General features: G+C 63.6%; 18 protein-coding genes. 9 read left to right on the top strand and 9 right to left on the bottom strand.

Annotated features, from left to right (window positions below):
- The first annotated feature begins 6 nt into the window (after positions 1 to 6).
- A complete protein-coding gene (locus tag QA600_RS05900; RefSeq protein WP_278291035.1) occupies positions 7 to 396 on the top strand; it encodes a Rid family detoxifying hydrolase in 390 nt (129 codons plus the stop codon).
- Positions 397 to 421: 25 nt separating this feature from the next.
- Here QA600_RS05900 and QA600_RS05895 read toward each other — a convergent pair whose 3' ends face one another.
- Both QA600_RS05895 and QA600_RS05890 read right to left on the bottom strand, forming a co-directional pair.
- Positions 422 to 907 carry a DUF4870 domain-containing protein gene (locus QA600_RS05895; RefSeq protein WP_278291034.1) on the bottom strand — a complete coding sequence of 162 codons (486 nt, stop codon included), beginning with the start codon at positions 905 to 907 and terminating at the stop codon, positions 422 to 424.
- 52 nt (positions 908 to 959) lie between these two features.
- Positions 960 to 1,562: a hypothetical protein gene (locus QA600_RS05890; protein ID WP_278291033.1), complete on the bottom strand. Its 603-nt coding sequence runs from the start codon at positions 1,560 to 1,562 to the stop codon at positions 960 to 962.
- Between the two features lie 239 nt (positions 1,563 to 1,801).
- Between QA600_RS05890 and QA600_RS05885 the strand changes: the two genes are divergently transcribed.
- From QA600_RS05885 to QA600_RS05870, 4 genes are all read left to right on the top strand, one after another.
- Entirely contained in the window at positions 1,802 to 3,082 is a 1,281-nt protein-coding gene (locus tag QA600_RS05885; protein ID WP_278291032.1) for an amidohydrolase, read from the top strand.
- 88 nt (positions 3,083 to 3,170) lie between these two features.
- Positions 3,171 to 3,818 carry a hypothetical protein gene (locus QA600_RS05880; protein WP_278291031.1) on the top strand — a complete coding sequence of 216 codons (648 nt, stop codon included), beginning with the start codon at positions 3,171 to 3,173 and terminating at the stop codon, positions 3,816 to 3,818.
- A gap of 410 nt (positions 3,819 to 4,228) precedes the next feature.
- The gene (locus QA600_RS05875) at positions 4,229 to 5,842 is read left to right on the top strand and encodes a BCCT family transporter (protein ID WP_278291230.1); all 1,614 of its coding nucleotides are present in this window, start codon (positions 4,229 to 4,231) and stop codon (positions 5,840 to 5,842) included.
- A 127-nt stretch (positions 5,843 to 5,969) separates the two neighbouring features.
- The gene (locus QA600_RS05870; RefSeq protein WP_278291030.1) at positions 5,970 to 7,331 is read left to right on the top strand and encodes an aminotransferase class III-fold pyridoxal phosphate-dependent enzyme; all 1,362 of its coding nucleotides are present in this window, start codon (positions 5,970 to 5,972) and stop codon (positions 7,329 to 7,331) included.
- 103 nt (positions 7,332 to 7,434) lie between these two features.
- Here QA600_RS05870 and QA600_RS05865 read toward each other — a convergent pair whose 3' ends face one another.
- Positions 7,435 to 9,774 carry a PAS domain S-box protein gene (locus tag QA600_RS05865; protein ID WP_278291029.1) on the bottom strand — a complete coding sequence of 780 codons (2,340 nt, stop codon included), beginning with the start codon at positions 9,772 to 9,774 and terminating at the stop codon, positions 7,435 to 7,437.
- A 440-nt stretch (positions 9,775 to 10,214) separates the two neighbouring features.
- Here QA600_RS05865 and QA600_RS05860 point away from each other — a divergent pair, with 440 nt between their 5' ends.
- From QA600_RS05860 to QA600_RS05845, 4 genes are all read left to right on the top strand, one after another.
- Complete coding sequence (locus QA600_RS05860; RefSeq protein WP_278291028.1) at positions 10,215 to 10,490, top strand: winged helix-turn-helix domain-containing protein; 276 nt, start codon at positions 10,215 to 10,217, stop codon at positions 10,488 to 10,490.
- A gap of 5 nt (positions 10,491 to 10,495) precedes the next feature.
- Positions 10,496 to 10,792 carry a hypothetical protein gene (locus tag QA600_RS05855; protein ID WP_278291027.1) on the top strand — a complete coding sequence of 99 codons (297 nt, stop codon included), beginning with the start codon at positions 10,496 to 10,498 and terminating at the stop codon, positions 10,790 to 10,792.
- Positions 10,793 to 11,062: 270 nt separating this feature from the next.
- Positions 11,063 to 11,341, top strand: coding sequence for a hypothetical protein (locus QA600_RS05850; protein WP_278291026.1), 279 nt, complete (start codon positions 11,063 to 11,065; stop codon positions 11,339 to 11,341).
- Positions 11,342 to 11,472: 131 nt separating this feature from the next.
- Positions 11,473 to 11,844, top strand: a complete 372-nt coding sequence (locus QA600_RS05845; RefSeq protein WP_278291025.1) for a helix-turn-helix domain-containing protein — start codon at positions 11,473 to 11,475, stop codon at positions 11,842 to 11,844.
- 52 nt (positions 11,845 to 11,896) lie between these two features.
- Here QA600_RS05845 and QA600_RS05840 read toward each other — a convergent pair whose 3' ends face one another.
- From QA600_RS05840 to QA600_RS05815, 6 genes are all read right to left on the bottom strand, one after another.
- On the bottom strand, positions 11,897 to 12,865 hold the full coding sequence (locus tag QA600_RS05840; RefSeq protein WP_278291024.1) for a sugar phosphate isomerase/epimerase: 969 nt from the start codon (positions 12,863 to 12,865) through the stop codon (positions 11,897 to 11,899).
- A 164-nt stretch (positions 12,866 to 13,029) separates the two neighbouring features.
- Positions 13,030 to 13,233, bottom strand: a complete 204-nt coding sequence (locus tag QA600_RS05835; RefSeq protein ID WP_278291023.1) for a hypothetical protein — start codon at positions 13,231 to 13,233, stop codon at positions 13,030 to 13,032.
- On the bottom strand, positions 13,226 to 14,422 hold the full coding sequence (locus QA600_RS05830) for an ABC transporter ATP-binding protein (RefSeq protein WP_278291022.1): 1,197 nt from the start codon (positions 14,420 to 14,422) through the stop codon (positions 13,226 to 13,228). The genes QA600_RS05835 and QA600_RS05830 overlap by 8 nt, the downstream gene beginning before the upstream one ends.
- Position 14,423: 1 nt before the next feature.
- Positions 14,424 to 15,422 carry a carbohydrate ABC transporter permease gene (locus tag QA600_RS05825; RefSeq protein ID WP_278291021.1) on the bottom strand — a complete coding sequence of 333 codons (999 nt, stop codon included), beginning with the start codon at positions 15,420 to 15,422 and terminating at the stop codon, positions 14,424 to 14,426.
- Position 15,423: 1 nt separating this feature from the next.
- Entirely contained in the window at positions 15,424 to 16,443 is a 1,020-nt protein-coding gene (locus tag QA600_RS05820; protein WP_278291020.1) for a sugar ABC transporter permease, read from the bottom strand.
- A gap of 2 nt (positions 16,444 to 16,445) precedes the next feature.
- On the bottom strand, positions 16,446 to 17,488 hold a 1,043-nt coding region (locus QA600_RS05815), incomplete at its 5' end, for an extracellular solute-binding protein (RefSeq protein WP_278291019.1).

The raw sequence follows: 17,488 nt of genomic DNA, 5'->3' as shown, positions 1-17,488 counted from the left end.
CGACCGATGTCCGACACCGAACCCATCAGTACGGACGGTGCACCGAGAAACGACAACCCCTACTCTCAGGGCGTCCGTGCCGGGGACACGCTGCACGTCTCGGGCTACGGTCCCGTCGACCCCGAGACGGACGAGGCCGTCGACGGCGACATCGAAGCTCAGACGGACCGCGTCCTCGAGAACATCGCCGCGGTCGTCAGCGAAGCCGGCGGCGACGGCCTCGCAGACGTCGTGAAGGTCACCGTCTATCTCACCGATCTCGCGGACTACGAGCAGGTCAACGAGGCCTACGGAGCGAAGTTCGGCGAGGAGCCGCCTGCCAGGGTCTGCGTCGAGGTCTCGAGGCTGCCCGAGGACGTTCGGGTCGAGATAGACGCGACCGCCTACCTCGGCTGAGTCCTCGAGCACTCGCCGCTGTCCGCTATTCTGATCCGAATCTCGTCCGTGCCGAGACGAGTCGAACGAGATCGGGCACCATCGGGTACTCCCACGCATCGCCGAAGACGGCCTTTCCCATTCCGACCACCGGAAAGAGGATGTTCAACCAGGTGAGCACGAACGTCGCGATAACGGCCGCCAACACCGGCAGGGAGAGCACCGTCTCGAGCGCGCCGGGCAGTGCGACCTGATCGGTGAGTTCGGAGAGACCGAACAGACCGACGAACGCGACGATCCATGCGCTCGTGACGAGGGTTTGCCAGTTGAGCGCGATCCGTGCGTTGGCGCGCGTAAATTCGTGGCTCGAGAATCGATACAACAGTCCGGAGAGTAGGATACCCCAGAGCGGTATCGCGCCGACGAGGTGGACGAAAATGCCGAGGATCGATCGTTCCGCAAGTAACTCCGGCCCCGGTTGCCTCGAGGGGGCGGTCGAAGACGAGTCGGTCGATGATGGGTTCGTGGACATGGATTTGATGTGTGTGGATTCGGGGATCGGCTATCGGTTTTCGGGCCTCGACTCACTTCGGCGTAAATCGATCGACGGTCACGGAACCGCTACCGTGATCGCCGTCGCGAAGTTCGCGGACGACTCGTTCGGCGACGAGGAGGACCAGACAGACAACCAAGAGGTTCCCGGCGGCGGCGACAAGATCCGAGGTCGCGTCGACCGGCGCGTCGAGTCCGAACAACCACGTCACGACGCCGACGCTGAACAGCACGAGGGAAAGCTGAAACCCCGCCAGCACCAGCGTCCGTATCCCGGCCGGGTTCCGAAGGCGTAGGAAATCGCCGAGCGAGAGGGTATCGAGCGCGGAATCCCGGGCCAGTGCGCGTTTCCCTTCCGGTGAGAGCGGCCACCGCGATTCGGGGTGGTCGATATAGTAGAGCGTAATCGTCTCCGGGTACGTCTCGGTGGCCACGACGTCGATCTCGCGCAGTTCGTTGAGGCGGTTTCGTACCGTTTCCTTGCTCACCGTCGGCCCCACCAGCGCCTGAAGCTGGTGGATGGAGAAAAACGGTCGCTCGGCCTCGAGCATGACCTCGACGACGTGTCGTTGCGCGAGCTTTTTCTCGAGGGGCGGATCGATCCGATTCTCGATCCACGTGGGGAGGGATGTCATCGATATGAAAACCGTCGGACGACGATAAAATAAACCCCGGGCCGAATTTGGTGGGCGCCAAACACGAATTCGGGCCCTCACAACCGGTTCAAGCCGACGTTGAAGAGTAGTATAATCGTCGTTTCAGCGACCGCTACAGCTTGCTGTAAAGTGTAGGGCGGACCACACTCCCTTTGTTCAACGCCCGAACGGCGATGTTGATCATGATTAAGTGTCCTCCACACCTACGAGCGGCAAGAATGGCCTACGACGCGCGGACCCGATTGCGCGACCTCCGACGAGCATTTCATCGCCATCCCGAACCCGGCTGGCGCGAGTTTCGAACGACGGCCCGAATCGTCGCGGAGCTCGAGCGACTCGACGTCGACGAGATCGCCGTCGGTCGCGAGGCGCTCTCGACCGACCAGCGGATGGCGGTACCCGACACGAGCGAACTCGAGCCCTGGCTCGAGCGTGCCCGCGAGGCGGGTGTTCAAGAGGACGTCCTCGAGCGAACGGCGGACGGCCACACCGGCGTGGTCGGCGTCCTCGAGCGCGGCGACGGGCCGACGATCGGCCTGCGAGTCGACATGGACGGGATCTCGATGGCCGAGTCCGATCTGACCGAGCACCGACCCGCTGCAGAGGGGTTTCGCTCCGAACACGAGGGGTACATGCACGCCTGCGGCCACGACGCGCACATCGCGATGGCGCTGGGGACGATCGAGGCGATCGCGGGGAGTAGTTTTGAGGGAACGCTGAAGGTCTTCTTCCAGCCCGCCGAGGAGATCTCGGGTGGCGGGAAGGCGATGGCCCAGGGGGGCTACCTCGAGGACGTCGACTACCTGCTGGCGCTCCACGTCGGCCTCGACCATCCCACCGGCGAGATCGTCGCTGGCGTCGAGAAGCCGCTGGCGATGGCCCACCTGACGGCGACGTTCGAGGGGGCGAGCGCCCACGCGGGGAAGGCGCCCAACGAGGGAGGGAACGCGATGCAGGCCGCGGCGACCGCGATCCAGAACGCGTACGCGATCCCCCGCCATAGCGACGGTCAGACTCGAGTCAACGTCGGTCGGATCGAGGGCGGGACGGCGAGCAACGTCATCGCCGAAGAGATCACGATCGACGCGGAGGTCCGCGGCGAGACGACGGGACTGATGGAGTACATGCGGACCGAACTCGAGCGGGTGCTGTACGCGGCCGCGGAGATGCACGATTGTGACGTCACGCCGCGGGTCATCAGCGAGTCGCCCCGCGCCGACAGCCACCCCGCCTTGCGCGAGCTGATCGGATCGGTCGCCAGGGAGGTTGAGGGGGTCGACCGGGTGGTCCCCTCGACGGAGTTCGGCGTCAGCGAGGACGTCACCTACCTGATGAACCGCGTTCAGGATCGCGGCGGGCTCGCCTCCTATCTGCTCGTCGGAACCGACCACCCGACCAACCACCACACGCCGACGTTCGACGTCGACGAGCGGAGCCTCGAGATCGGCGTCGGGGTACTCTCGGAGACGATCACCGAACTCTCCCGCCGGCCTGTCTGACGCGCTCGCCGGTCACTGGGAGCTATAGGATTGCTATCATGTTGTGTGGATCAGAAACGTTAATTCACGCGCTCCACCAGTAGCCTGTATGAGCCAGGATGACGTCCCGCAGTCGCTTCGAACCGCGGCCGACTCGGACCGACCCCGCGGGATCCTCACTCCCTCCGACCGCGACTTTCTGCTCGGCCGGAAGACGGACTACACTGATCACTCGAAGAAACAGAAGCGAAATCGGATCCGACGCCGGGTCCGGAACGCGGTGCTCGACTTCAGCATCCTCTTCGAGTACTTGGAGGAACGCGACCGAGAGACGGTGTTCGATCCCGACGACGAGGACCGGGACGCCTACACCCAGGGGATCACGGACATGCTCGCCTTCCTCCACCTCGGGACGATGGGGTACCACACCCCGTTCAAGGATATGCTCTCGGAGGGCGTCGGCAAGGCCGAACAGCGCCTCGCGGGCTCGAACTACCGAATGGTCAACGTCGAGTTCAGCGTCGAGCCGGTCGGCCAGATCGACGTCGACGAGGTCGTCGAAAAGCTCGAGAACGAGGAGTTCGCCCAGCTCACCGACGAGGAACTCAGGGCGTTCGTTCGACTGCTGACGATGTCCGACTCCTTCTCGCCGGAGGCGACCCGCGAGGACATCAAGGATCGCGTCGACGAGTTCGCCGAGCGCACCGACGAGAGCGCAACGGTGCGCGAGCGAAACCTCGAGGAGCTCACGAACTGATCGGCACTGCTCGGCCGCGATTCGAGCGAAAGCACCCGGGTGCGGATCGAATACAGTTCGTGAGTGCGCCGCGTTTTCGATACGACCGATGGTTGGCTTGGTGAGACTGGCTTTCGAGCGATAGAGTTGACTACTGAACGTTATGTCGTGAAGAACTGAAGATATCTCTATGTACTATGACCGAATGTTAGATTATGGATGCCGTTGAGGGGGATTTCTGTGAGTGGCGTATAATAAACGCAATCTGTGTATGGCGGGTACGAAAAGGAAATATTTATGCAAGATACAATCGATTAGTTCGGTATGCCATCGCAGTGCACGGTGAGTGGGAGGGAGCACCAACGCGGATCGAACCGGCCACTCGGCTCTCGAGCCGGAGGTGAGTGCTCGTGAGTGACGGCGAGCAGGGGATGATCGGTCGATTCCTCGACGAGCTCGATCCGGTCGTCTTCGTCTTCGGCGCGTTGCTCACGGTCGGCGTCATCGTCGCCTTCTTCGTCGATCGAAGCTTCGTCGCCGGCGGAATCGAGACCGTTCACGGGGAGATGCTCAGCTACATGAGCTGGGCACTGCTGGTGATCGTGTTCCTGGTGGTCGTCTTCCTGTTGTATCTGATCATCGGCCCGTGGGGCAAGCTCAAGCTCGGCGACACGGATCCCGAGTACAGCTTCCTCTCGTTTTTTGCGATGCTGTACTCGGCCGGGTTCGCCGCGGGCGTCGTGTTCTGGGGACCGACCGAGGGGTTGTTCTACTACGACGATCCGAATCCGCTGTTCGGGGTCGAGGGCGGAAGCAGTGAGGCGATTCCGCTCGCAATCCAGCAGACGCTGTTCCACTGGGCCTTGCCCCAGCTCGCGGTGTTTACGATCATGGGGATCGCGATCGGCTACTTCGCGTACAACTACGACAAGGTCCCGCTGCGGGCCTCGTCGGCGCTGACGCCGATCATCGGGAAGGAGAACTTAGACGGACCGGTCGCCAAGGTCGTCGACATCCTCGCCGTCTTCGCGACGATCGGCGGCGTCGCGACCTCGCTCGGGTTCATCGGCAGCCAGTTCGTCAGCGGTCTCGAGTACCAGTGGGGGTTGAGCTTCGGCGACACCGGCATCCTGCTCGTCGTGACGACGATGACGATCCTGTTTACGATCTCGATGGTGCTGGGGATCGACAAGGGGATCCGCCGGCTTTCGAACTTCAACATGGGGCTGTTCGTTGTGATCATGCTCGCGACGTTCATCCTCGGACCGTCGATGTTCCTGCTGTTGCTCGGGTCGCAGGCGATCGGCGGGATGATCAGCGACTTCGTCGCGATGAGCCTCTACACCGGCGCCGGCGACGGCGGTACCGGCTGGGTCGAGAGCTGGACCGTCTTCTACTGGGCCTGGGCACTCTCGTGGTCTCCCTTCGCCGGACTGTTTATCGCCCGGATCTCGAAGGGACGGACGATTCGTGAGGTCGCCTTCACCGGGATCGTCGCGACCTCCGCCGCGACGGTCCCGTGGTTTACGTTCGTCGGCGGTACCGCCGTCTTCCTGCAGGACACCGGTGGTGCGGACTTCAGCGAGGTTATTGCGGGTGAGGTCGGGGCGGAGGTCTCCGGATTCATCCTGTTCGACGCCCTCCCGCTCGGCGCGATCTTCATGGTCGCGTTCCTCGTTCTCGTGACGACGTTCTTCGTCACGTCGGCGGACTCCTCGACGCTCGCGGTCTCGATGATGACCACGGGCGGCAAGGAGTCCCCGTCGACGATCAACCGGGTCTTCTGGGGCGTCGTCCTCGGACTGACCGCCGCGATCCTGATGATCCTCGGCGGCGAGGGCGGCGCCGGCGCGCTCGAGCAGGCCGTCGTCATCACCGGCGCGCCGTTCGCGATCGTCTGTTTCCTCGCGATGCTATCGCTGATCAAGAACCTGAGCGGCACCAACGGCCGCGTGTTGCTCCAGGAGGAGACGGTGATCGTCGGCTCGACGGAGCGTCGGTCGGACGATCCGACGACGACCGCGGAGCCGGGCGACGACGACTGACGGAGCCGCTCGGAACGACTCTTTTTCGTTCGGCCGACTCGGCTGCCGTGACGTCCCGATTCTCGTTCCCCAACTCCCGTCCCCATCTATAACAACATTTAATGTACGACGTACACATTATCTGTGTATGGATAGGGACACTGCCAAACCGAACGTGGAGGCGTTCCCCGGCCCCAACGCCCGAGAGTGGGTCGAGTTCCACGGGGAGAACGCGGCACCCAGCGAGTACTCCCACGAGTTCGTCTGGGATGTCACCCGCGAGGCCGACGGACCGTTCGTCACCGACGTCGACGGCAACGTATTGCTCGATTTCACGTGTCACATCGGCGCCGCGCCGCTTGGCTACAACAACGAGAAGCTCACCAGTAAACTGCGGGAGTTCGATCTCGTCGAACCGATGAAGATCGCCGGGCAGGACATGTACTTCGGCGCGGGTCCGACCCCCGAGGAGTCAGACGTCCCGGGCTCGAGCCACCTGATGGAGAAACTGGTCGACGTCTCGAGCCAGTACGGGATGGATACGGTCTTCCTCTCGAACTCCGGCGCGGAGTCGATGGAGAACGCGATGAAGATCACCCACGACTACCGGGCGCCCGCGAAGTACGGCGTCGCCTTCGCCGGCAGCTTCCACGGGCGCACCTTCGGTACCCTCTCGATCACCAAATCGAAGGAAGTTTACACGCGCCACTACCCCGAGATCAGCGGGATCGAGACGGTTCCGTTCTGTGCCGATCGTGGCTGTGACGCCGCCAGCTGTGACTGTGGTTTCTTCGCGAACGAGGGCTCGCAGCTTCGCAACTCGCTGTCCCCTGAGGGCGGCCACATCAACCCCGACGAGATCGCCTTCCTGACCCTCGAGCCGATCCAGGGCGTTGGCGGTTACCGCTTCCCCAGTGAGGCGTTCATGCAGGAGGTAGCCGACGTCACCGAGGAGTACGACATTCCGCTGATCGTCGACGAGATCCAGGCCGGGATCGGCCGTACCGGAAAGATCTGGGCCTCCGATCACTATCCGATCGAGCCCGACGTCATCTCTGCCGCGAAGGCGCTGCGCGTCGGCGCGACCGTCTCTCGCTCGGAGATCTTCCCGTCCGAAAAGAACCGCCTGGGCTCGACGTTCGGCGGCGGCGACCTGCTCGGTTCGATGATGGGGACGTTCACCCTCGAGGCGATCGACGAGTACGACCTGCTCGAAAACGCCACCGAGCGCGGCGAGCAGGCGAAGGAACTGCTTCGTGACGACGCGCCCGCCCACGTCGTCGACGTCCGGGGCAAGGGCCTTATGCTCGCCGTCGAGTTCGACACACCCGAGCGTCGCAGCGCGGTCGTCGAGGAGTCGCTTCGCCGCGGACTGTTGACCCTCGGCTGCGGGAAGAAGACGATTCGACTGCTCCCGCCGCTTGACTCGAGCGAGCGCGAGATCGAACTCGGAATCGGGATCTTCCTCGAGGCGATCGAGGCCGCAGGACGAAGCGCAACGGTAGCGTAACGGGGCCGTCCGAGCTGCTTCGAGGTTCCGGACTGTCAGCTCGGTTCTGGCGCTCAACCCACGGGTTTTGCGATCCACAGCACAGACGGACCGAGACGATGTTCTACGCCGCGGGGAGCGTGAACGCAAACGTCGCCCCCTCGCCGGGTTCGGATTCCACGCTGATCTCGCCGCCGTGGCGCTCGACGATTCGCTTGCAGAGGGCGAGTCCGATCCCGGTTCCGGGATGTTCCTCCTGACTGTGGAGGCGTTCGAACACGTCGAAGACCTGCGCTTGCTTGTCGATGTCGATACCGACCCCCTCGTCGTGGATCGCGACCTCCCAGGAGCTGCCGGTTTGCTCGGTCTCGATCCGAATCCGCGGCGAACCCTCGCCGGCGTATTCGATCGCGTTCGACAACAGGTTCTGGAGGAGCTGGTGGAGCTGTGCCGGATCACCCCGTACGCGAGGAAGGGATTCAGCTTCGATCTCGGCCTCGCTCTCGTCGATCTTCATTCGAAGGGTTTCGCGGACGTCCTCGAGCACGGCGTCCAGCTCGACGGGTTCGAAGGGCTGGTCTCTCGTGTCGACCCGCGCATACTCGAGCAGGGCGTCGATCATCTCGCGCATCCGATCGGCGCCGTCGACGGCGAACTCGAGGAACTCCTCGCCGTCCGCGTCGAGCTCGTCGCCGTACCGACGCTCGAGCAACTCGAGGTAGCTCGTAATCATTCGCAGCGGTTCCTGGAGGTCGTGAGAGGCCGCGTAGGCGAACTGCTCGAGGCGTTCGTTCGACTCCTTGAGCTTCCGCTCGTACTCCTTTCGCTCGGTGATATCGGTGAGCGTCACGATCGCTCGCCTCACGTCGCCGTCGGCGTCTCTCACCGGTTCGCCGTGCTCCATGATGATCCGACCGTCGCCGTCGAACGGATCGATCTCGTACACGTTCGGCTCCGTGACGGATTCGCCGCGAAGTACCTGGGCCATCGTCCACTCCTCGGGGTCGACGGGTTCGCCCGTGTCGGCCCACACCGCGGAGTACTTGTCGTACTCGTCGACAGACTTCGCGTCGAACACCTCGCCGCCCCAGATCTCCTTGGCGACGTCGTTGGCCTTGAGCAGCGAACCGTCTCCGTCGGCGACGACGGCGCCGACGGGCAGCACCTGAAACAGCGTTTCGAGCTGGCGCGACTGGTTTTCGGCCTCGAGCTCGGCTCGCTTTCGCTCGGTGATATCGGTGAGCGTTCCGGGGAACGTCAGCGGGTTCCCGTCCTCGTCGCACTCGACGTGGCCGCGAGCGACCACCCATCGGAGTTCGCCGTCGGCGTTCCGAACGCGGTACTCCGCCTCGTACTCCCCGCAGGTCTCGACCGCGGTCTCGATCCTCTCTACGACCCGGTCGCGGTCGGCCTCGTGGATCGAGGAGAGGAACTGCTCGAGCGGGACTCCCTCCCGTGCTTGCTCCGGATCGACACCGAACTGGTCGGCGAACGACGCGCCGACGATCATCTGATTCTCGGGAACGTGCCACTCCCAGGTCCCGACGGCACCGGCTTCGGTCGCGGCCTCGAGCCGCGACTTCGCGTCCTCGAGGTCCTTCGCGTTCTTCTTTTGCTCGGTGACGTCCTCTACGATCCCGATCGCACGAACCGGCTCGCCGTCGGTGTTGTAGTAGAACTCGCCCCGGGCCGTGATCCACCGTCGCTCGCCGTCGGCTCGAACGATCCGACAGTCGAACTCCCACGTTCCCGTCTCGAAGGCCTTCTCGAAGCTGCGTTCGACGAACTCGCGGTCGTCCGGGTGGACGTGCTCGAGAAAGATCTCGAAGCTCCACTCCTCGCGGCCCCCCTCGTAGCCGAAGATTCGATCGTGCTGGGGCGATCGAACGGGCGAATCCCGCGTCTGGAGATCGAGCTCCCACATACCTAGATCGCCGGCCTGGAGCGCGAGACGCAATCGCTCCTCGCTCTCCTGTAGGTCGCGCGTTATCTCGTAGCTCTCCCCCTCGTACTCGAAGTCGCGGTGCTGTTGGCGCCAGTCCAGCTCCGTTCGGTTCCGGCCGGCGAGCTCGCGAACGGTTCCGACGGCGCCCCGAAGGGACTCGTCTTCGTTGAACGGGTTTATTCGAACTTCACAGAGTATCAGGTTCTCGTCGGCGGCCCGGACGGGGATCTCGAGTAGCGTGCTCTGTTCGGCGGGGTTCGTCCGGAGTCGCTCTATCTCGCGCTCGATCGCCGTGCCGTCGGTTTCGAGGATCTCGGTGATTCGCTCTCCCAGAAGTTCGCCGTACTCGTACTCCGTCAACTCGCTGATAACGTCGTTAACCGCGACGAAGCGGCCCTCGGCGTCGAGCTGAAAGATCCCGTCGCCGATCGTGTGGAGAAGCGTTCGGTACCGCTGATGGGCCTCGTCTTCGGCCGCATCGTCCCAGAACGCCATTCCGGACTCGCTCCGCTTGCTCATATATGCACAACATCTGCACGGCGGATAAGGTCTGTGCGCGAGCGACAATGGTTGGACCCGTCGGAGACGGCGTTGGCGCTCGAACGGCTGTCCCGTCGATGCGCAGGAACGGATGGTGAAACGGTCACTCAGCCCGGTCGCCTCGCCGGGCTGCTCGCGGAAGACGGGCCGCTCGAGGACGAACCCACCGTCAAAGCCGTTTGGCGGTCGTGTATCCGCGTGCACGCCGGAGCGACACGTTCACCTTCGGGTATCCTATGCCAACGGACGCACTATGGTAACCAGTTCCCTCGGGTCCGTTGACAGCGGCTTTTCTCCACGGGAAGCCCCGGAAACCGTCTCTAACGTGTTCCTACCCCGGCTCCGGTGGGTGCTGTCGGATCCTCGGGTACGAGTGGGTGAACTATTTAGCACAGTCACACTAACGCCAGACCGTTCGGATGGAAAAGGCGCTGTGGTACCTCATTGCCGGCACGCGTGGGGGCGAAAATCGAGCACGAATTATTCGGGAGCTCGACGATCGGCCGCGAAACGCAAACCAGTTGGCCGACGAACTCGGCGTCGAGTACAATACGGTACGGTACCACCTCGACCTGCTCGAGGAACACGACGTCGTCGAGGAGGGCAACCAGGAGTACGGCAAACTCTACTTCCTGACCGAGCAGTTCGAGGGCCACAAGGCCGCGTTCGAGTCGATTACAGACAAACTTGAGTGAGTCACATGGCAATTACGACGGAAGTTACGGTCGCGACCGCGCTCTCGGGAGGGAACCTCATCCTGCTGGGCGTGTTGACGTACGTGTGGGCCCAGAACTACCGCCGGTTCCGTACGCCGCTCGTCCTCGGGTTGTTACTGTTTAGCCTCGTTCTACTGCTCGAGAACCTCGTCGCAGTCTACTTCTTTTTCGCTGAGGCGATGCTGTACGGATACGAGCCGATCGTCCACCGCGTGATGTTGGTCCTTCGCGGACTGCAGTTCCTGGCGCTGGTCTCGCTCGTCTACGTCACCCTCAAGTGAGGTCCTCGTCCGTCCGAACGGACGGAACTTCCCGCGAGAAGCTCCGAGTCCGCGGGGTCGGGACCCGACCGGCGAACGCCCGGTACGACGAGGACGCGATATTCGGCGCAAACTCTAGAGAGAGTTGCAAGGAAGTTTGTCGTCTCGTTGAACAACCTTCATTAGTCGAAGCGACCTTCGACATACCACGAGCGCGCTCGATCCGGCGGATAGCGACCCCGTTCGATCGCCGAACCGACGGCCACCGCACCGAGCCCACACGACCTATCTATGACAGAGATCAAACGCGTTTCACGAAAGGAGCTGACCGCCGCGGAGATCCTCGCTGTGCTAGAACGTGGCGGCCGCGTCGTCATCGAACTATCGATCCTCGGTCAGTCGATGGACGTCGTCATTAGACGGAACGCCGGGACCTACTACTGTGATACGCCGATGAAACTCCTCACGCACGACACGTCCGACGAGCTTCGCGACTGTCTCGAGCGGTACCACCTGGCGCGGCGCGAGCGCCCGGAGGGAGAGCCCGAGCCGGCGAGCACCACGGCCTGAGCTCCCTCGTAACGCTCACGGAGGTTCCTCCCACGTTCGCTGCCGCCGTCCGACTCCGATCCGGTCCGCTCTCGAGGCCGCTCGACCCCGGCTACCGTACCGTTAACTGGATCGGACACGCAGTATCCCCTATGACCGACGGAGAACGGGATCTCGAGGCGCTCATGCTCGCCGACGAGCCGGCGTTCGAGCGAGTGCTCGAGTGCGTGTTCGGCATCCAACCCCACGAGAGCCGGACGTACATCGCGCTGTCGAAGGCGCCGGGAAGTACGACGGCGGAGTTGGCGACGGACCTCGACCGCGACCGAAGCAGCGTGAGCCGTTCGCTCGGGACCCTCGAGGAGAAAGCGCTCGTCGAACGTACGCAACGCCTGCTCGAAGGGGGCGGGTACGTCTACCAGTACACCGCGCTCTCGCTCCCCGAGACCAAATCGCGAATGCACCGGGCGGTCGACGAGTGGAGCGAGCAGGTACACGAACGAATCGAGGAGTTCGGAGGGTGAGTTCGACGCGGTCGGAACGCGTCTCGAACCACTACGGTCGATCGCGAGGTATCTACTCGGCCCAGTACGCCTCGCCGGGCTGTTCGCGGAAGACAGCCCGCTCGAGGATTTCGACCGCCTTCTCGAGTCCCTCGCGGGAACTCGTCAGCGAGTCCTCGTGTTCGATGCTGAGCGCGCCGTCGTAACCGACCATCCGTAGCGTCGAGACGAGGTCCTTCCAGTGGCCCTCGCCGTGGCCGTAGCCGACCGAGCGGAACAGCCACGAGCGGTTTTGCTCGTCGTCGTAGGCCGTCGTGTCGAGAACGCCCTTTTCGCGGGCTTGCTCCTCGTAGACCTTCGTGTCCTTGGCGTGGAAGTGGTGGATCGCGTCGCGCTCACCGAGGTATCGAATCGCGTCGGTGATCGAGATATCCTGCCAGTACAGATGCGAGGGGTCGAAGTTCGCGCCGACGCGTTCGTTCGTCGCCTCGCGCAGGCGGGCCATCCCGTGTGGTTCGTAGACGAGCATGTTCGGATGCATCTCGATCGCGAGGTCGACGTCGTGGTCGTCGGCGTACGCGGCGAGGTCCGACCAGTAGTCGACGGCAACCTCCCACTGGTAGTCGTGGGCGTCGGCGTGCTCGGTCGGCCACGGTGCGGTGATCCAGTTTGGCACCTCGTCGTCGGGGCCGCCCGCGGGAAGCCCGGAGAAACAGGTTACGGTCCCGACGTCGAGCTGGTCGGCGAGCTCGATCGCCTCGCGGAGCTCCGTGTCGGCCTCGTCGGCTCGCTCGTCGTCCGGATGCAGCGGATTGTTGTGCGTCGCGAGCGCGCTGATACGCATGTCGAACTCGGAGAGCAGCTCCTCGAGTTCGAGCTGGGCGTCCTCGTCGTCCAGGTACTCCTTGCGAGCGAGGTGGTCGTCCCCCGGGAAGCCGCCGACGCCGGGTTCGATCGCGTCGACGCCGATATCCGAGAGGTACGCCAGGGCGCCCTCGAGCGATTCGTCCGCGAGCGGTGGGGTGTGTACGCCGATATCCATACGGGCGGACGGTCGGGGCGAGAGTCAATAAATCCGGGTGAAGTGAGGCTCGTGTATTGCGGAGAGACGGGCTATGAAACGACGGTTTCCGAAGAAGTTGCGGTTCGACGTTTGCGCTTTCGGTGCCGTTCGGACCGAGACCGAAGACGGGCTCGATCGGTCGTTCAGTACAGCTGCTGTTCCTGTTCGTTCTGTTCCTGCTCGCGTTCCTGCTTTGCCTTCTGGCGCTTTCGTCCGCGGCGATACTGTTTGATGCCGGGAATGACCTTGTTCTTGACGTCCAGACCGAACGAGACGATCCCGTAGATCCAGAAGAAGAACAACACGAGAAAGCCCCCGTAGTAGACGACGGGAACGAGACTACTCATGTTGCCCTCGCGATTCGGCCGCCGCCCTCGTTCGCTCGGCCTCCGAGAGATCGACGATGCCGTGTGCGAGCGCGTCGCCCGAGGCGGTGTCGAACAGGTGGATCTTCGAGCGATCGAGCACGATCGAGACCGACTCGTCCTCGTCGATCTCGGTGTCGGGGTCGACGCTCATCAACAGCTGGTTCGAAGCGCCGGCGGCCTCGTCGCTGGTCATCGAGGAGCCGCTGGTGCCGTCCAGCGAGAGGTAGACGAAGATCTCGTCGCCCATCGGCTCGAGGACGTCCGTCGTCGCCTCGATCACTTCGGAGGGGGAGTCGACCTCGTCCTCGTTTCTGGTGAGGTAGATGTCCTCGGGGCGGACGCCGGCCGTGATCTCGTCGCCGGGGCTGATTCCGAGTTCGGTCGTGTCGAACTCGATGTCGTAGTGTTCGGTCGTCAGTCCGCCGTCGACGAGTTCGCCATCGGTGAAGTTCATCGACGGCGAACCGATGAAGCCGGCGACGAACAGGTTCGCGGGCTCGTTGTAACAGACCAGCGGCGGATCGATCTGCTGGAGCTGGCCCGCGTTGAGGACGGCGATCCGATCGGACATCGTCATCGCCTCGGCCTGGTCGTGGGTGACGTAGATGATCGTCGTATCCAGCTGCTTGTGCAGGCGCTGGAGTTCGGTTCGCATGTGAACCCGGAGTTTGGCGTCCAGGTTCGCGAGCGGCTCGTCCATCAGGAAGACGTCCGGATTGCGGACGATCGCGCGGGCGATCGCGACGCGCTGTTGCTGGCCGCCCGAGAGCTCGTTGGGCTCGCGGTCGAGCATCCCCTCGAGCTGAACGATCTCGGAGGCGTTGTCGACCCGCCGATCGATCTCGTCCTGGTCGTACTTGCGCAGCCGGAGCCCGAACGAGATGTTCTCGTAGACGTCCATGTGCGGGAACAGCGCGATGTTCTGGAAGACCATCGACACCCCGCGGTCCTTCGGCGGGAGCTTGGTGACGTCGGTCTCGCCGATCCGGATCGTTCCCTCGCTCGGTTTGGTGAGGCCGGCGATCGTCTCCATCGTCGTCGACTTGCCACAACCGGAGGGGCCGACGAAACAGACGAACTCCCCGTCTTTGATGTCGAGATTCATCTCGTCGACCGCGACGACGTCTTCGTACCGCTTCGTAACGTTGCTGAGTGATACGCGTGCCATGTTATTCCTTGAGTCCTCCCGCAGTTAGTCCGCTAACGATTCGTTCCTGTGCGACGATCACGAGGATCAGGATCGGGATGACCCCGACGATGCTCGCCGCCGCCATGAGGTTGAAGTCAGTTGTGTACTGGTCCTGGTAGCTCAGGATCCCGCCGACGAGCGGCGACCAGTTCTCGGGGACGTTCTCCAGGGCCATGATCGAGCTGAAGAAGTACTCGTTGTATACCGCGATGAACGTCAGGACGGCCGCCGTCGCGACGCCGGGTGCCGAAAGGGGCATGATGACCCGGAACAGCGCACCCAGGCGCGTGGTTCCCTCGACCCTCGCGGCGTCCTCGAGCCCGTCGGGAATCTGGGCGTAGAAGGTCGTGAGGATGAAGATCGCCAGCGGCAGGAACAGCGCGCTGAAGGGCATGATCATCGACCCCGGCGTGTTCACCAGCCGCGGCGGCTCGAACAGCTCGATCCCGAGGAACGGAACCACGATGGCGTTCCCGAGGAACGCGTCGAACAGCGGGATCAGAAATGCCGCCGGTGGGAAGTACGAGACCATCAACACGCCGAGCATGAGCGGCCCCTTCCCGGGGAAGTCGAGCCGCCCGAAGACGTAGCCGGCGAGGCTCGCGACCAGCAGGACGATGATGGTCGTGACCGTCGCGAGCACGAAGCTGTTGAACACGTAGAGGTGGAACGGAATCTGCTGAAACACCTCGACGAACGCCTGCGGGTTGAACCCCTGTGGGTGTGGGAACTCGATCCCGATAACCGGAAGCGACCAGTCACCGGTCAGGATCTGGCTGTTCGGCGTCAGCGCCAGCACCAGTAGCCAGTAGAACGGGAACAGTGTCGTCACGAGGAAGAAGCCACACGCCACGTAGAACAGTGCCCGGTAGAGGCGAGCGCGCTTCTCGTCGTCTCCGATAACGCCTTTGGTCCACTGTGCGATAACGCCGTCCTCGGCGTCCTCGGAGTCGGACCGTTGTTCGGTTGTCGTAGCCATCTTAGAATCCCTCCTTGTACTGTCTGTAGATCACGATCATCGCGAGGATGCCGATGATCCCCGCCGTTACGAACGCGATCGCCGACGCGAGTCCGCGGTGCGTGTTGAACGTCTCGACGACCATACACGACAGCGACGGGACGACCGTACAGCTCGCGGTGATGTCGATCAGGCCGTAGATCCGCATCGCGTCGATCGTCCGGAAGAGGACGGCGATGGCGACGGCGGGCAGAACCAGTGGCAGCGTAATCAGCTTGAACTGCTGCCAGCGGCTCGCGCCGGCGACCCTCGCGACCTCGTAGAGGCTGCGGTCGACGCTCTGGAGGCCGGCTAGGATCAGCAGGGCCATGAACGCCGTCGTCTTCCAGATGTCGGCAATGGTAACAATGATCAGGGCGCTCAGCGGATCGTTGAGCGTGTTCGTCGGCGCGAGGATCCCGACGTTCGCGAGATACTCCGTCAGGAACCCGGTGCTCGGGTGGAACATCAGGTAGAAGATCATCCCCTGGATGACCAGCGGGATCGCCCACGGGATGATGATGGCGACGCGGACGAGGCGTCGGCCGCGGAACTCCTGATCGAGGATCAGCGCCTGCCCGAACCCGATGACCGTCTCGAAGAAGACGCTCACGATGGTAAACACGAGCGTCACGACCAGGGCGCTACGGAACCAGCCGCTGACGTGGACGAACGGGAAGCTCGAGGACGTGCTCACGTCGGGCAGAAACATCGTCGATCCGGGGAAGTCGGGGTCGCGGGCGCCGGTGAACATATCGACGTAGTTCTGGAGGCCGACGAACTCCGGGTCGCCGGTTCCCAGCACGTTAACGTACATCGACAGCTCGAACGTCCGCAGGAGCGGATAGAGCGCGATCGCACCCAGGATGACGAACACGGGCGTCAACAGCAGGTACGCGAACGCGGTTTCGCCGAGGTTCTCGAGCCACCGGGTGACCGCGACCAGCGGTCCCGAGCGCCGAGATTCTCGGTCTGCGGTGTCCGCCTCTTGTTCCGTGCTCATGCTTACGACTCGCTTTCTTCGAGCGCTTCCTGCAGATCAGCGGCGGCGTCTTCGGGGCTCACGTCGCCGGCGACGGCCTGGTTGAGCTGCTCCGCGATGATCTCCGCCTGCGATGGCCACTGCTCGGTGACGGGGCGGGGCATCGCGTTCTCGCCGGCGACGCGCAGGGTCTCCATGTAGTGACCGATCGGTCCAACTTCGTCGGCGTCGGTCGCCTCCTCGTCGTCGAAGAGGTCGGGCTTCGGCGGGAGCCAGGCGACGACCTCGAGCATCCCGAGGTTGAAGTCGTCCTCGGTCATCGCCTGCATGACCTGCACGGCTTCCTCGACGCGTTCGGAGTTCGGGTTGAGGCCGATGTGCCAGCCGCCCTGTGCGGAGGCCGTTCCGCCGGCACCGGGTTGGGCGGCTTCGTCCTCTTCGACCGCGTAGGGGATCGGCATCGCGCCAAGGTCGTCCTCGTCGTCGAAGGGGTAGTCGTCGCCCTCGAGCGTCCCGGGAACGATGTACGGCCAGTTGCGCAACATCGCGGCCTGGCCCGACGAGAACGGCTCTCGGGCGCCCTCCTCGTCCCAGGAGGTGATGTCGGTCGGGGCGATCCCGGTCGGGTACTCCTCGAGCGTGTCGTCGTCCTGTTCGTCCGCGACAAACGTTCGCATCATCGCGAGGGAGTCGATGAACTCCTCCTCGTCGATGGTAACGGGACGGTCGCCGACGGGACCGCCGAGGTTGTCCTCGCCGCCGAAGTACGCGCCGCCCCAGGAGGTCATGACCTCGTTGAAGCTGCAGCAGGAGGTTCCCTCGTAGATGTCGAACTGGGTCGCCAGTCCGACCTCTGCGTCCGAGGAGTCGACCATCTCTTCGGTGATCTCGGCCCACTCCTCCCAGCTCATCGGCTCGGTCTCCCACTCGTCGAAGTCGTCGTCGTCGTAGCCGGCGTCGCGGGCGTAGTTCTTGTTGTAGTACAGGCAGCCGTAGTCCGGGAACAGCGGCAGTGCCATGAGGTCGTCCGTCTCGGGATCGCGGGCGGTGTCGACGAACGCCTCGA

Source organism: Natronococcus sp. A-GB1, assembly GCF_029688845.1.
Lineage (GTDB): Archaea > Halobacteriota > Halobacteria > Halobacteriales > Natrialbaceae > Natronococcus.
The sequence above is the reverse complement of the archived record's forward strand: the minus strand, read 5'-3'. Positions and strand labels throughout refer to the sequence as shown.

Excerpts from the sequence above, each read along its gene's own strand:
- QA600_RS05880 (WP_278291031.1), top strand. The coding sequence starts at position 3,171 with ATGAGCCAGGATGACGTCCCGCAGTCGCTTCGAACCGCGGCCGACTCG.
- QA600_RS05865 (WP_278291029.1), bottom strand. The coding sequence starts at position 9,774 with ATGAGCAAGCGGAGCGAGTCCGGAATGGCGTTCTGGGACGATGCGGCC.
- QA600_RS05895 (WP_278291034.1), bottom strand. The coding sequence starts at position 907 with ATGTCCACGAACCCATCATCGACCGACTCGTCTTCGACCGCCCCCTCG.
- QA600_RS05855 (WP_278291027.1), top strand. The coding sequence starts at position 10,496 with ATGGCAATTACGACGGAAGTTACGGTCGCGACCGCGCTCTCGGGAGGG.
- QA600_RS05830 (WP_278291022.1), bottom strand. The coding sequence starts at position 14,422 with ATGGCACGCGTATCACTCAGCAACGTTACGAAGCGGTACGAAGACGTC.
- QA600_RS05875 (WP_278291230.1), top strand. The coding sequence starts at position 4,229 with ATGATCGGTCGATTCCTCGACGAGCTCGATCCGGTCGTCTTCGTCTTC.
- QA600_RS05860 (WP_278291028.1), top strand. The coding sequence starts at position 10,215 with ATGGAAAAGGCGCTGTGGTACCTCATTGCCGGCACGCGTGGGGGCGAA.
- QA600_RS05885 (WP_278291032.1), top strand. The coding sequence starts at position 1,802 with ATGGCCTACGACGCGCGGACCCGATTGCGCGACCTCCGACGAGCATTT.
- QA600_RS05870 (WP_278291030.1), top strand. The coding sequence starts at position 5,970 with ATGGATAGGGACACTGCCAAACCGAACGTGGAGGCGTTCCCCGGCCCC.
- QA600_RS05900 (WP_278291035.1), top strand. The coding sequence starts at position 7 with ATGTCCGACACCGAACCCATCAGTACGGACGGTGCACCGAGAAACGAC.
- QA600_RS05835 (WP_278291023.1), bottom strand. The coding sequence starts at position 13,233 with ATGAGTAGTCTCGTTCCCGTCGTCTACTACGGGGGCTTTCTCGTGTTG.
- QA600_RS05890 (WP_278291033.1), bottom strand. The coding sequence starts at position 1,562 with ATGACATCCCTCCCCACGTGGATCGAGAATCGGATCGATCCGCCCCTC.
- QA600_RS05820 (WP_278291020.1), bottom strand. The coding sequence starts at position 16,443 with ATGAGCACGGAACAAGAGGCGGACACCGCAGACCGAGAATCTCGGCGC.
- QA600_RS05840 (WP_278291024.1), bottom strand. The coding sequence starts at position 12,865 with ATGGATATCGGCGTACACACCCCACCGCTCGCGGACGAATCGCTCGAG.
- QA600_RS05825 (WP_278291021.1), bottom strand. The coding sequence starts at position 15,422 with ATGGCTACGACAACCGAACAACGGTCCGACTCCGAGGACGCCGAGGAC.
- QA600_RS05845 (WP_278291025.1), top strand. The coding sequence starts at position 11,473 with ATGACCGACGGAGAACGGGATCTCGAGGCGCTCATGCTCGCCGACGAG.
- QA600_RS05850 (WP_278291026.1), top strand. The coding sequence starts at position 11,063 with ATGACAGAGATCAAACGCGTTTCACGAAAGGAGCTGACCGCCGCGGAG.